Below are 13,552 nucleotides of genomic sequence, written 5' to 3'. Positions count from 1 at the left end.
AACGGCCATGGAGCGGGACAAGCCCCTGTTGCTGCTCGTGGACGGCCACTCCCTGGCCTTCCGCAGCTTCTACGCCTTCGCCAAGGGCGGTGAGGGGGGACTGGCCACCAAGGACGGGGTGCCCACCAGCGTCACCTACGGCTTCCTCAAGGCCCTGCTCGACAACTGCAAAGGCCTGGGGCCCCAGGGGGTGGTGATCGCCTTCGACACGGCCGAACCCACCTTCCGCCACGAGGCGGACGCCGCCTACAAGGCCCACCGGGAAGAGGCCCCGGAGCACTTCTTCGCCGATCTGGCCAACCTGCAGGCCATCCTCAGGGATTGCCTCGACCTGCCCCTGTCGATGGCGCCGGGCTACGAGGCCGATGACGTGCTCGGCACCCTGGCCAACCGGGCGGCGGGCGAGGGCTGGCGGGTGCGGATCCTCTCCGGCGACCGCGACCTGTTCCAGCTCGTGGACGACGAGCGCGACATCGCCGTGCTCTACATGGGCGGCGGCCCCTACGCCAAGAACAGCGGCCCCACCCAGATCCGCCGGGCCCAGGTGATCGAGAAGCTGGGGGTGCCGCCGGAAGGGGTGGTGGACCTCAAGGCCCTCACCGGCGACAGCTCCGACAACATCCCCGGGGTCAAGGGGGTGGGGCCCAAGACCGCCCTCGCCCTGCTCAAGGCCCACGGCGACCTGGACGGCATCTACGCCGCCCTCGACGAGCAGAAGGGGGCCCTGAAAACCAAGCTGGAGACCGACCGGGAGAACGCCTTCCGCTCCCGGATGCTGGCGGAGATCCTGGTGCAGATCCCCCTGCCCGAGGAGCCCCGCCTGGCCCTGGGGCGGGTGGACCGCGAGGGGCTGGGGGCCCGGCTGGCCGAGCTGGAGCTGTTCAGCCTGGTAAAGCAGACCGAGGGCTTCGCCCGCCTGTTCTCTTCGGAGCCTCCCGAACCCGCCGCCGCCGCTGGCCCGGACGCCGGCGCTGCTGCTGCAACGGCCGCCGCCCCACCGGCGTCCCCAGCCGCGGCCGCGCCTGAGGCCCCGGACGCCACCGTCTCCCCGGAGGACGGGGGGGATCCGGCCCTGCCCGCCCTGCGCCCGGAGCTGGTCACCACCCCCGAGGCCCTGGCCGCCCTGATCGAGCGGCTGATGGCCTGCACCGACCCGACGGCACCGGTCGCCCTCGACACCGAGACCACCTCCCTCAATCCCTTCAAGGCGGAGCTGGTGGGGATCGGCTTCTGCTGGGGGGAGGGGCTGGCGGATCTGGCCTACGTGCCCATCGGCCACCACAGCCCACCGGCCGCCGACCTGCTCACCGCGCCCCCCCCGGCCCCGGAGCAGCTGCCCCTGGACGCGGTGCTGCTGGCCCTGGGGCCGTGGCTGGCCAGCGCCGGGCACCCCAAGGCGCTCCAGAACGCCAAGTACGACCGCCTGATCCTGCTGCGCCATGGGCTGCCCCTGGCCGGTGTGGTGATGGACACCCTGCTGGCGGACTACCTGCGGGATGCCAACGCCAAGCATGGCCTGGAGGCGATGGCGGCGCGGGAGTTCGGCCTCCAGCCGACGACCTACGGCGATCTGGTGGCCAAGGGTCAGAACTTCGCCGACGTGCCGATCGAGGCTGCGGCGCTCTACTGCGCCATGGACGTGCACCTCACCCGGCGCCTGGGCGCCGTGCTGAGCCGGCAGCTGGCGGCGATGGGGCCCCAGCTGCCCCTGTTGCTGCAGCAGGTGGAGCTGCCCCTGGAGCCGGTGCTGGCCCAGATGGAGGCCACCGGCATCCGCATCGACGTGCCCTACCTGAAGGAGCTGGCCGTGGAGCTCAGCACCACCCTGGCCCGGCTGGAGCAGGAGGCCCAGGCGGCGGCGGGCGTGGACTTCAACCTGGCCTCCCCCAAACAACTCGGGGAACTGCTGTTCGACACCCTGGGGCTCGACCGCAAGAAATCGCGCCGCACCAAGACCGGCTGGAGCACCGATGCGGCGGTGCTGGAAAAGCTGGAGGACGACCATCCGGTGGTGAAGCTGGTGCTGGAGCACCGCACCCTCAGCAAGCTGCTGAGCACCTACGTGGAGGCGTTGCCGGCCCTGGTGGAACCCGAGACCGGGCGGGTGCACACCGATTTCAACCAGGCGGTGACCGCCACCGGGCGGCTGTCGAGCAGCAACCCCAACCTGCAGAACATCCCCATCCGCACCGAGTTCAGCCGCCGCATCCGCAAGGCCTTCCTGCCCCAGGAGGGCTGGCGGATGATCAGCGCCGACTACTCCCAGATCGAGCTGCGCATCCTCACCCACCTCTCCGGAGAACCGGTGCTGGTGCAGGCCTACAACGAAGGCGATGACGTCCACGCCCTCACCGCCCGGCTGCTGCTCGAGACCGACACGGTGACACCGGAGGAGCGGCGTCTGGGCAAGACGATCAACTTCGGGGTGATCTACGGCATGGGGGCCCAGCGGCTGGCCCGGGAAACCGGCATGGGCCAGGCCCGGGCCAAGGAGTTCCTGAGCCTCTACAAGCAGCGCTACCCGAAGGTGTTCCTGTACCTGGAACTGCAGGAGCGGCTGGCCCTCAGCCGCGGCTACGTGGAGACGATCCTGGGGCGGCGGCGGCCGTTCCAGTTCGATCCCGGCGGCCTGGGCCGGCTGCTGGGCAAGGATCCGCTGGACATTGACCTGGAGGTGGCCCGCCGCGGCGGCATGGAGGCCCAGCAACTGCGGGCCGCCGCCAACGCCCCGATCCAGGGCTCCAGCGCCGACATCATCAAGCTGGCGATGGTGAGCCTGCAACGGGCGCTCAGCGAGGCCGGCCTGCCGGCCCGCCTGCTGCTGCAGGTGCACGACGAACTGGTGCTGGAGGCGGCGCCGGAGGCGCTCGAGGAGGTGCGGGAGCTCACCCGCCGCACCATGGAGCAGGCGGTGCAACTGCTGGTGCCACTGGCGGTCGACACCGGCGTCGGCCCCAACTGGATGGAGGCGAAATAGCCACGCGAAGGTAGGCTGCGCGCGAGCTTTGCCTCCGCCATCGATGCCTGAACCGGTGCGGGTGCTGCTGACCGGCCGCCACGGCCAGCTCGGACAGGCCCTGCTGGCCAGCGTCCCCGCCGGTATCGACCTGATCGCGATGGGACGGGATGACCTGGATCTGGCCGATCCGGCCGCCTGCCGCGCCGCGGTGCACCGTCACCGGCCCGACTGGGTGCTCAATGCCGGCGCCTACACCGCCGTCGACCGGGCCGAGAGCGAACCGGAGCTGGCCGAAGCGGTCAACGCCGGCGCCCCCGGGGCCTTCGCCGAGGCCCTGGCCGAGTCCGGCGGCCGGCTGCTGCAGGTGAGCACCGATTTCGTCTTCGACGGTGAACAGGGCCGTCCCTACGCCCCGGAGCAGGCCCTGGCCCCCCTGGGCGTCTACGGCGCCACCAAGGCCGAGGGGGAACGGCGGGCGGCGGCCGCCCTGGGCGCCGATCGCCTCTGTCTGCTGCGCACCAGCTGGGTGTACGGGCCGGTGGGGGCCAACTTCTGCCTCACCATGCTGCGCCTGCACCGGGCGAAAGCCGCCGCCGGCGAGCCCCTCAAGGTGGTGGCCGACCAGGTGGGCTGCCCCACGGCCACGGCCGGCCTGGCCCAGGCCTGCTGGCGGGTGATCGGCCGGGGGGTGAGCGGGCGCCACCACTGGAGCGACTGCGGTGCCGCCAGCTGGTACGACTTCGCCGTGGCCATCGGGATGCTGGCGGCGGCGCGGGGGCTGATCTACACCCCGGCCCGGGTGCTGCCGATCACCACCGCCGACTACCCCACCCCGGCCCGTCGCCCCTCCTATTCCCTGCTGGATGGCACCACCACCCGGCACGCCCTGGACCTGGAGGGGCAACACTGGCAGGCCGCCCTCGCCGAGGTGCTGGCGCGGATTCCCCTGCCCCAGGCCTGAACACTCCGACCCCGTCTCGCCCCACACCGATGGATCCGTACCCCTCCCTCGACCTGCCGCTGCTGCTTGCCGGCCGTCGCCGCATCCTGGTGACCGGCGGCGCGGGCTTCATCGGCGGGGCGCTGGTGCGGCGGCTGCTGCAGGACAGCACCGCGACGGTGTTCAACCTCGACAAGATGGGCTACGCCAGCGACCTGCTGGGCATCTACAACACGATCGCGGCGCTGGGACCGGCGGCGGAGCGGGCCGACGGACCGCGGCACCGGCTGCTGCAGGTGGACCTGGCCGACGCGGAGGCCACCGCAGCCGCGGTGCGGCAGGCCGATCCGGACCTGGTGCTGCACCTGGCCGCCGAAAGCCACGTCGACCGCTCGATCGACGATCCGGGCGCCTTCCTGGTCAGCAACGTGATGGGCACCTACCACCTGCTTCAGGCGGTGCGGGCCCACTGGGAGGGGCTGCCAGCGGAGCGGCGGGAGCTGTTCCGGTTCCACCACATCAGCACCGATGAGGTGTTCGGCTCCCTGGGGGCCACGGGCCGGTTCTCCGAGACCACCCCCTACGACCCGCGCAGCCCCTACTCGGCCAGCAAGGCGGGCAGCGACCACCTGGTCCAGGCCTGGCACCACACCTTCGGGCTGCCGGTGGTCCTGACCAACTGCAGCAACAACTACGGGCCCTGGCAGTTCCCCGAGAAGCTGATCCCGGTGGTGATCCTCAAGGCCGCCGCCGGAGAGCCGATCCCCCTCTACGGCGACGGGGCCAACGTGCGCGACTGGCTCTACGTGGAGGACCACGTCGAGGCCCTGCTGCTGGCCGCCACCAGCGGCGAGGTGGGCCGCAGCTACTGCGTCGGTGGTCACGGCGAACGAACCAACAAGGAGGTGGTGCACGCCATCTGCGCCCTGCTCGACGAGCTGCGGCCCGACGGTGCCCCCCACGCCGGCCTGATCACCCCGGTGGCCGACCGGCCGGGCCACGACCGGCGCTATGCCATCGACCCGCAGCGGATCAGCACCGAACTGGGCTGGCAGCCCCGCCACGACTTCCAGCAGGGCCTGAGGGAAACGGTGCAGTGGTACCTGGAGCACGACGACTGGTGCGCCAACGTGCGCAGCCGGGCCGGCTACGGCGGCGGCCGCCTTGGCCACGCGGGTGCTGGCGCCGGAGCAGTGGCGGGAGCGGGCCATTGACCCTGCGGCTCACCAACACCCTCACCCGCACCTGCGAGCCGTTCGAGCCGCTGCAGCCGGGAAGGGTGTCGATCTACTGCTGCGGCGTCACGGTCTACGACCTCTGCCACCTGGGCCACGCCCGGAGCTACATCGTCTGGGACGTGCTGCGGCGGTATCTGGTCTGGAGCGGCTACGCCGTCACTTTCGTCCAGAACTTCACCGACATCGACGACAAGATTCTCAAGCGGGCCGAGGAGGAGGGCAGCTCCATGGAGGTGGTGAGCGAGCGCAACATCGCCGCCTTCCAGGCCGACATGGCCGCCCTGCACATCCTTCCCCCCGACCGGATGCCCCGGGCCACCCGCAGCCTGGACGCGATCCGTGCGCTGATCGGCGAGCTGGAGGCCAAGGGGGCGGCCTATTCGGCCGATGGCGACGTGTACTTCGCCGTGATGCGGCAGGCCGGCTACGGCAAGCTCAGCGGCCGCACGCTGGAGGAGCAGCAGGAAGGGGCCAGCGGCCGCACGAACGAGGCGGAGGAGGCCCGCAAGCGCCACCCCTTCGATTTCGCCCTCTGGAAGGGGGCCAAGCCGGGCGAACCCAGCTTCCCCTCGCCCTGGGGCGCAGGCCGGCCCGGCTGGCACATCGAATGCTCGGCGATGGTGCGCGAGGAGCTGGGCACCACGATCGACATCCATCTGGGTGGTGCCGATCTGATCTTTCCCCACCACGAGAACGAGATCGCCCAGTCGGAGGCGGCCAGCGGCCAGCCCCTGGCCCGCTGGTGGCTGCACAACGGCATGGTCAACGTGGGCGGCGAGAAGATGTCCAAGTCGCTGGGCAACTTCACCACGATCCGCGCCTTGCTGGAGAGCGGCGTCAGCCCGATGACCCTGCGGCTGTTCGTGCTGCAGGCCCACTACCGCAAGCCGCTCGACTTCACCGCCGAGGCCCTGGCGGCGGCCGCCACCGGCTGGAAGGGGCTGGACGCCGCCCTCGGCCTGGGGGGCCGCCACGGGGCGACCCTCGGCTGGGGGCCCACGGCGGCAGCCGTGAACGGCCCGGAGCCGGAGCGCGAGGCCGCCGGCCCGCTGGCCGGGGTCCGGGAGCGCTTCGCCGCCGCCATGGACGACGACCTCAACACCTCGGCGGCCCTGGCGGTGCTGTTCGAACTGGCCCGGCCGTTGCGGGCCCTGGCCAACCGGCTGGAACGGGGGGGGAGCGACGCCGAAGCCGCCGGTGAGACGGCGGAGCTGGAGCCCCGCTGGCGGCTGCTCCTGGAGCTGGCCGGGGTGCTGGGGCTGGAGGCGGAGGCGGCGAGCGCCGCAGCGGAGGGCACCCCGGCCGAGGCGGCGGAAGCGGAGACGGCGATCCAGCAGCGGATCGAGGAGCGCCGGGCCGCCAAGGCCGGCCGCGATTTCGCCACCGCCGACCGCATCCGGGCCGAGCTGGCCGCCGAAGGCATCGAGCTGATCGACCGGCCCGGCGGCGTGACCGACTGGGTGCGGAGCTGAGCCGATGGCCAGCGTCTCGGTGGTGATCCAGTTCTTCGAGGACTTCGATTTCATCGAGCGGGTGGTGGAGCGGCTCGCCTGGGTCGACGAGATCGTGGTGAACGACGGGCCCTTCCAGTTCACCCGCGAGCTGCTCGAGCCCCTGGTGGGCCGGGATCTGGAGCAGCCCAGCCAGCGGGCCGCCGGGCTGTTCGCCGGGCTCGCCCGGCGGCTGGGGGTGCCGATCCACTACCACCACGGCGTGTTTGCGGGCGAGCGGGAGAAGCGGATCCACGGCTACGGGCTGGCGACCGGCGATGTGGTGCTGTCGGTGGATGCCGATGAACTGCTGCTGCTGGATCGGGCGGCGGTGGAGCGCTTCTGGGCCAGCCCGGCGGTGGTGGCCAGCTTCGACTGCGTCAATTTCACCTACCTGAATCTGGTGTGCGGCAAGCCGGGCAGCCCCCTGGTGGCCCGCAAACCGTTCGCCTTCAAGCGCGGGGCGATCACGGCCGAGCGCCACCTCAACTACCTCTGGCTGGTGGGGGTGGAGCAGGCGGCGGTGGCCAGCGAGGACTTCCTGCCGGAGGCCCTCTGCGGCGGCGCCCATCTCACCACCGTGCGCAGCGCCTATGGGGCCAGCATCAAGTTCGGCTTCTACAACTGCCTCTATTTCCACCTGCACGGCGAGCGGGGCCTGGAGGGCAGCTTTCAGGCAGCGCGGCAGTTCTTCGCCCAGGGAGACTTCGACGTCCGGGCCCAGGCGGAGGTGTACGGGCGGGCGATGGCCGATGCGATCGGCTTCCCGGACCAGCAGTTCTTCCGCGCCGCCGACCCCGCCCGGGTGCCCGAGGCGATCCGCCATCTGGCGGAGGAAATCGGCGAACCCCACAACCACGGACGGCCGCACCGGCGCCTGAGCGGCCGGCTGGTGCCGGGGGTTCCCCTCTATGCGCTGCTGGAGCCGGGAAGCGGCTGGCGCGTGTCGTTCTCCATCGCCGGCGAGGCACGGCTGCGCGTGTTCCCCCTGGTGCTGGACGGTCCACCGCTGGAGCTGGAACGCGCCGCCATGGAGCAGCCCTGGACGGCGGAGGCCCTGAAGCCCCACGCCCTGCAGATGGAGCAGCCGCAGGAGGGCCGGGCGGGCCAGCGGATCGGCGATCTGGTGGAGCTGGTGGTGTGGAGCGGTGCCGAGGTCGTGGCGGCCTGGGCACGGGCGTCACTGGCGCCCCAGTTCAGCCTGCAGGTGTTGGATGGTGATGGCGGCGGGTGAACGCCAGCACCGGGCAGGCATCAGTTCAGCAGGTCCCTGTACTCGTCGTCAGAGCCGAACAGCACCTTTCGGGCGAACAACCGATCGGCGAGATCCTGTTCCCTGAGCTCCTCCACGGACGTGAAGACATAGGGCTTGGGATCTCTGGCGAAGTCATCGAACATCGGGTGGGGCAACACCTCAGCCGCGGGGAAACTCAATCGGAACAGGGTCTGAACATAGGTTTCATCAGGCACAGCCGAGTACCGAAAGGAGTCACGCAGCAGCCGATTGGACGTATGCAACGCCAGGATCGTTTCGCATTCCTTCCTGGGGAGAACCCACCATTGCTTGCCACAGTAAAGATCCGGCAACGGGTGCTTGCCATAGGTCATGATGGCGCGCAGCCGATTCAGCTCCTCCAGTTCGGCCTCGCCAACGGATCGCTGCTCATTCAGGAACCATCGGGGGTTGCTGAATTTGGAATCCATATAAAAGAACTTGTCGTAGCGCTGGCGGAAGAGATGGTCGTCTGGAACTCTCCAGGTGTTGATGCGGGGCAGCCCGCTGCCCTCGATACTCGCCACCAACCGATCAGCTTTGAGGAGGGGATAGGAATCATCCGAGATCAGGGCAAAGAAACCGGCATCCGACGTCTCCAGGGCGAGTTTCAGAAGGCTGAAGGTGGCTTCGACCATGGAAAAGCCGGCCCAGTAGACATCGGTTCGGGACTCGCACAGGGTGATGTTGTCAGGCAGCTCATCGCCCAGCCCCTTGCGGTAGGCAGCCAGATCCGCCTTGGCATCGACATGGACGAACAGGGAGATCTCCGGCGAGGCCGAAAGGGCTCTGGACGTCGCCGCAAGGGTGCTCGGACAGCCATGGGCCAACACCAGAATCGCAACAGACATGGACCAAGGGGGATGACGGAGATGGCAACCAATCCCATCCGCTACGCCGGCTGGTTAGCGGTCAGGTAGCTAGCGTAATCGGAGTGGAATGTGACGAGATCGGGCGGCAGCAGGCCCCGATCCAGGATCGGTCTCAGCACAGCATTCAACTTGCCGTAGTTGTTTTCGATGGCATGCACAGGGCCCTTCGTGAGCAGGCGACCAATAACAACATGCAGGCGATCGCTGACAACCGAGTCAAACAGGGAAAGCGTTGAAAGGAACAGGGAGGCTTGCGTCAGGATCGAAGACTTCACACTTCCCACGGCACCGACAACCACAGACAGATCAACGTTATCTGGCGGCAGGGAGCCCGCCTGATGCTGGCTCTCAGAGTCCATGCGCAGGGCCTTGAGAACGTAGGCCCCCGGCGGACACGCAGACCTGGCCGCTGCCCTCAATGGAGCGATGCTGTTAAGTCCGAACTGGGTCATGTCCACAGCGGTGGCCATGTCAGCGGCAAAGTGGACGGGGATCCCTGTGTGAGAACTGGCGAAGTCGCAACTGGCCTGATCACGACAAAAGATGATGCCACTGGTCATGGCACCGAGAAGATCGGGATGCGATCGGATGGTGTGGGGGAGGATGACGACGGGTTTGCCGGAGGCGGCCGCCTTCTTGAGAAACTGGGCCGCACCGTCATAGTTTGGCACCAGATTGCCACCACCTCCGTAGATCAACACATCAAAGCTGGGAGAATCCAATGGCCTGCCATTGAGCATCGACCACTGCACACCACTTTGGTCCAGAGCACAGATGCAGCCTGCGGAAATCAGGATGTCACCCAGATTCCCCCCGTTCGGTTCGAAGGCATAGCGTGCATTCCCATAGGTCTCCACGATGGCCTGAATGACCTGGCTTGGAGCGAGAAGAGACGTCATGGGGGAAGCGTGCGAATGGCTCTGGAGTGGCTCTGGTCAGATCAATCACCGTGGCCAAACAGGATGGCCAGGGCCTCAAGCCTCGAAGGGGTGGCTTCCTTCAACACCAACAGGCGATGCAACTCCCGGCGAACGGAATCGACAGGGGGCGACAGCTGCCTGATCAGGGGTTGGGCTTCCTCACTGAAGCTTCTCCAGCAGGAGGTTTCGATCGAAACGCCGGATTGCAGATAGAAGCTCTCAAGGCGTTGGAACGCCGCACTGGAGTGCTGAAAGAAGGCCGTGGCATGCGGAATGATCTGCGTGGGGGTCTGTCCCGCAGAGACAATGCATTCAGCCAACTCAATGGTGGCATCCAGCGCCGTACGGATCATGCCAATCCCTGCCTGCCAATCCGTTCCGGCAGGATTCGACTGGCCAGCCGTCTGATCCGGAATGAAACTGCCTTGCAGACTTTCCACCTGCCTGCTGATTCCATCCGGATCGGCAAGCAGGCAAATCGAGCTGGCACTCTCGACCAACCGCTTCCAATAGGGAGGAGGATAACGATAGCCAATCACGAAATGATGCTGACGGCTGCTTTTCATCCCTTCGATCCAGGCACCCGGATCGGGTTCATCCAACTGCTGCGCCGGAGGATCCACACAGCCATGGCCGTTCTGAAGAGCCAGGCGCTGGATGAAGCTGAAAAACACCGAGTCAATCCCCATCGGCTGGGCCACCGTGAGGTGAATCATGCCGCCACTCCAAGCGCAAGGGCCTTGCCGTAACTCTGCAGAGCCCGACGTGGATTCAGGCGGCTGGCGGTCTGATGGGCGGCGTGGGCCATGGCCAGATACCTGTCCTGCTCCATCTCCAGAAACAGCGCCATCTTGGCGGCCAGATCGGAGGAGTCCCTGGCCACGAAGTTGAAGCCATCCACACCGTGCTGCACCCGCTCCGCCAGACCACCGATGGAGGCGGCGATCACCGGCTTGTAGCAGGCAAAGGCTTCGGTCACCACCAGGCCGAAGACTTCGGGCCAGGTGGAAGGCACCACCACCACATCCACGCCGGCCATGCGGCGGATCAACTCATCATGGGTGTAGCCCCCCAGTTCCACCACCTCGCCATGGTCCCAGGCATGGCTGTCGCTGATCAGCGCATCCACCTTTCTCTGGTAGTCGCCGGAGGCGAAGTTCTTGTTGCCGCCATTGATGACGATCTGGAAGGGACGCAGGGGCTGGCTGCGGTTGAGCAGATCACCGGCCTTCAGCAGCACATGGATCCCCTTGTTGTCGACGAACTGGCCGAAGAACCCGAAACGGATCGGCTTCTGATCCGAGGCATCCGGAACTGGCGCCTCCGCCGGGTAACGCTCCAGGTCGATCGGATGGTTGATCACATGTACACGCTCTGCATCAATGCCCATCTCCTTCACCAGCACACCACCGAGATGCCTGGCCGGGACGATGTAGCTGTCGGCCATCTGGAGCAGGTCGACGTTGTACTTATGCCGGGCCATGAAGGTGTCGGCGCTGATGTGGGGGAAGCACATGGCACAGAGTTCCGGCTCGGCCTTGCTGCACAGACCACCGTTCGTCTTCTTGACCATCTGGCCATCGGCCAGACAGGCAAACAGCATTTCATGCAGTCCCACACTGATGTGCACCTCAGGAAGGGCAAAGCGAAGCAGCCCCAGCAGATCGATGCCGACGTGCATGTAGTGGGAAAGGAAAATAGAGCGGGGCTCGAGCTTTCGCAGGAACAGGGTCAGGTCTTTGATCGCCCGGGAATCGACGCAGTTATGCCAGAAATAGTCGTATTCACCGGTGAAAAAATAGTATTCATCTTCCGCTCCCGGCACCTTACGCAGATAGGCCGAAGCCTTGGTATGGAGGTTCGTCTGGGGGGAGGTGGCACCAATGAAGCACACCCTGAGATCCGAGTATTTGCGCAGATTGAGGAACAGGTCATAGGCGCACTGCTGTGCACCGCCAGGCACCACCTTGGGGTGGAACAGGCTAAGAATCACCAGATCGTAGCGGCTCATAGCGAATACTCCACCGGCAACTCCATTCCCTCAAGAACCCGCCGCCATTTCAGGGAAAACAGCAGCCGATTGATATGACTGGTGGTGCCGCTGAGGTGATACGGCGCCACCGATCCCGTACCTTCCGCGTGATAGAAGGTGATGTCATCCCAAACCCGCACGGGGATGCCCTCCTGTCGCGCCCGGAGGCAGAGATCGAAATCCTCGAAATGGGCATACACGATCTCCTCGCTGAACCCTCCCAGGTGATGGAATAACGGCGCGCTGATCGCCATCAGGGATCCGGAGCAAGCGATCACTTCGGCCCGCGTCTGATTGCGGCCCACCGAGAAGCCATTGAACAGCGGAATCGCTCCGGCCTTGGCAGTGGTGAGGCGGGTGGCCGTGAGACCCTCCTGCATCAGGGTGCCATCGGTGAAGTACTGGAAGGCGCTATGGATGGCATTCGGTTCGCCCAGCGCCCGGCCGATCAGCTGCTGATAATCCCCCACGGAATCCGCGAACAGGTCGTTGTTGTGGAACAGCAGGCATTCACCGCTGGCATGCTGCGCCCCGAGATTGCATCCGGCAGAGAAGCCGAGGTTCGTGGCCCGGTTCAGGATGCCGATCCGCAGGTTGGGACGAATGTCGGCAAAGCGATCGAGGATGTGGAAGGTTTCCGAGAACAGCTCGGGTGAATTGTTGACGACGATCAACTCCAGGGGCAAGCCGGATTTCGCCAGCTGCAGGATGGCCGGCTTGGCAGCCAGGAAGGAGCCCAGCTGGACAAAGATCACCGAGGCCACGGGCGGCTGATCCAGGGGTGTGCGCGTCAGCCAGTGGACCTCCACGTCGTCCCGTTCGGCGGCCACGTGGCGGGCGAACAGCCCGGATGCCGCCACCGCCGTCTGGGGTGTGAACAGGCGCAGGGAGTCCGGCCAGCGGTTGCCGCTGTCGATCGAGACCCGGAACACACCGAGCGCCGCTTCGAAGAAGCGCGGGGCGCTGGTTTCCTCCGCCACCTCCGCCAGGCAGAGTTCCACCGAGGTGGCGCGTGCCTTCTCGTCCCCTTCGGGTTCCACGATCAGTGGCAGCCGGCCCAGTTCCGACCAGCGCCGGAAGCCGGAACAGTCGATCAGGGCGGCAAAGCCGTGGCGCTGATGCTCCGGCAGGCCCAGGGCCTGGCACACATCGGGGCGGTGATAGAAGGTGGCCGATCCCACGGCATGGGCGCCGGGCATCAGCGGGTCGCTCAGCCGGAACAGGCTGCCGCTGCCGAAGGCCTCCCGGCACCAGCCGATCAGCAGCAGCAGGGAGCCACAGCGCAGGCTGCGGTCCAGGTGCACATCAACGGCGGCCCCGGTCTCGCAGACCTGGGCCGTGATCGCATCGAGGCGGCCGAGGGGAACATCGCCCTCCGCGGTGGTGCGGTCGGCCTCGATCGAGGCCCAGGTGAAGCTGGGCTGGATCCCCCTGGCCTCACGGAAGCAGAGGTAGGCCTCATCGGGCTGGCCCAGGGCCTTGTGGATCAGACCCAGCTCGAAGGGAATCCACGGGCTGGTCGCCTGCCCGCGGAACGGCCGCAGGATCGCCAGCGCCTCTTCGGTGCGTCCACTCTGGCGGTAGGCGTGGGCGCGGATGAACGCCAGCATCGGATCCGACGTGTCCTGCACCGTGCATTCCATCCAGTCATCGATGAGTGCCATGGCCTGGCTGAACTGGTCTTCATCCACCAGCTGCTTGGCCTTGCGGAAGATCGCCTCCGAACTCAACTGCTCGATGCCGGGCTCGATGAAGACGTGGGTCGCCGAAGCACTGGCCGTTGACTCCGACTTCGTTGGGGTTCCCGAGGCCTCAAGGGGTGCTGGAG

General features: G+C 67.2%; 10 protein-coding genes. 5 read left to right on the top strand and 5 right to left on the bottom strand.

From position 1 onward, the window contains the following. Window positions 1-7 precede the first annotated feature (7 nt). Genes polA through KUG38_RS00200 form a run of 5 tightly spaced genes read left to right on the top strand, consistent with a single transcriptional unit; the run spans window position 8 to window position 7,861 of the window. Window positions 8-2,977 carry a DNA polymerase I gene (polA, locus tag KUG38_RS00220; protein ID WP_216918509.1) on the top strand — a complete coding sequence of 990 codons (2,970 nt, stop codon included), beginning with the start codon at window positions 8-10 and terminating at the stop codon, window positions 2,975-2,977. A gap of 43 nt (window positions 2,978-3,020) precedes the next feature. Further along, on the top strand, window positions 3,021-3,920 hold the full coding sequence (gene rfbD, locus KUG38_RS00215) for a dTDP-4-dehydrorhamnose reductase (RefSeq protein WP_216918508.1): 900 nt from the start codon (window positions 3,021-3,023) through the stop codon (window positions 3,918-3,920). A 29-nt stretch (window positions 3,921-3,949) separates the two neighbouring features. Continuing rightward, entirely contained in the window at window positions 3,950-5,113 is a 1,164-nt protein-coding gene (gene rfbB, locus KUG38_RS00210; protein ID WP_216918507.1) for a dTDP-glucose 4,6-dehydratase, read from the top strand. Beyond that, window positions 5,110-6,609 (top strand): cysteine--tRNA ligase, encoded by a 1,500-nt coding sequence (gene cysS, locus KUG38_RS00205; RefSeq protein WP_216918506.1) that lies wholly within the window; start codon window positions 5,110-5,112, stop codon window positions 6,607-6,609. The genes rfbB and cysS overlap by 4 nt, the downstream gene beginning before the upstream one ends. A gap of 4 nt (window positions 6,610-6,613) precedes the next feature. Beyond that, window positions 6,614-7,861, top strand: a complete 1,248-nt coding sequence (locus tag KUG38_RS00200) for a hypothetical protein (RefSeq protein WP_216918505.1) — start codon at window positions 6,614-6,616, stop codon at window positions 7,859-7,861. A 20-nt stretch (window positions 7,862-7,881) separates the two neighbouring features. Here the strand turns inward: KUG38_RS00200 and KUG38_RS00195 are convergent, their stop codons facing one another. From KUG38_RS00195 to KUG38_RS00175, 5 genes are read right to left on the bottom strand one after another with little or no spacing between them, the layout of a single operon-like run. Continuing rightward, window positions 7,882-8,751, bottom strand: coding sequence for a beta-1,6-N-acetylglucosaminyltransferase (locus KUG38_RS00195; protein WP_216918504.1), 870 nt, complete (start codon window positions 8,749-8,751; stop codon window positions 7,882-7,884). Between the two features lie 41 nt (window positions 8,752-8,792). Then, entirely contained in the window at window positions 8,793-9,671 is an 879-nt protein-coding gene (locus KUG38_RS00190; protein ID WP_216918503.1) for a polysaccharide pyruvyl transferase family protein, read from the bottom strand. Between the two features lie 41 nt (window positions 9,672-9,712). Further along, window positions 9,713-10,408, bottom strand: a complete 696-nt coding sequence (locus tag KUG38_RS00185) for a hypothetical protein (protein ID WP_216918502.1) — start codon at window positions 10,406-10,408, stop codon at window positions 9,713-9,715. After that, a complete protein-coding gene (locus KUG38_RS00180) occupies window positions 10,405-11,703 on the bottom strand; it encodes a glycosyltransferase (RefSeq protein WP_216918501.1) in 1,299 nt (432 codons plus the stop codon). The genes KUG38_RS00185 and KUG38_RS00180 overlap by 4 nt, the downstream gene beginning before the upstream one ends. Further along, window positions 11,700-13,454: a glycosyltransferase gene (locus KUG38_RS00175; protein ID WP_216918500.1), complete on the bottom strand. Its 1,755-nt coding sequence runs from the start codon at window positions 13,452-13,454 to the stop codon at window positions 11,700-11,702. The genes KUG38_RS00180 and KUG38_RS00175 overlap by 4 nt, the downstream gene beginning before the upstream one ends. Window positions 13,455-13,552: the final 98 nt, after the last annotated feature.

Origin of the sequence: Synechococcus sp. CCAP 1479/9, assembly GCF_019038535.1 — a bacterium.
Taxonomy (GTDB): domain Bacteria; phylum Cyanobacteriota; class Cyanobacteriia; order PCC-6307; family Cyanobiaceae; genus Cyanobium.
The sequence above is the reverse complement of the archived record's forward strand: the minus strand, read 5'-3'. Positions and strand labels throughout refer to the sequence as shown.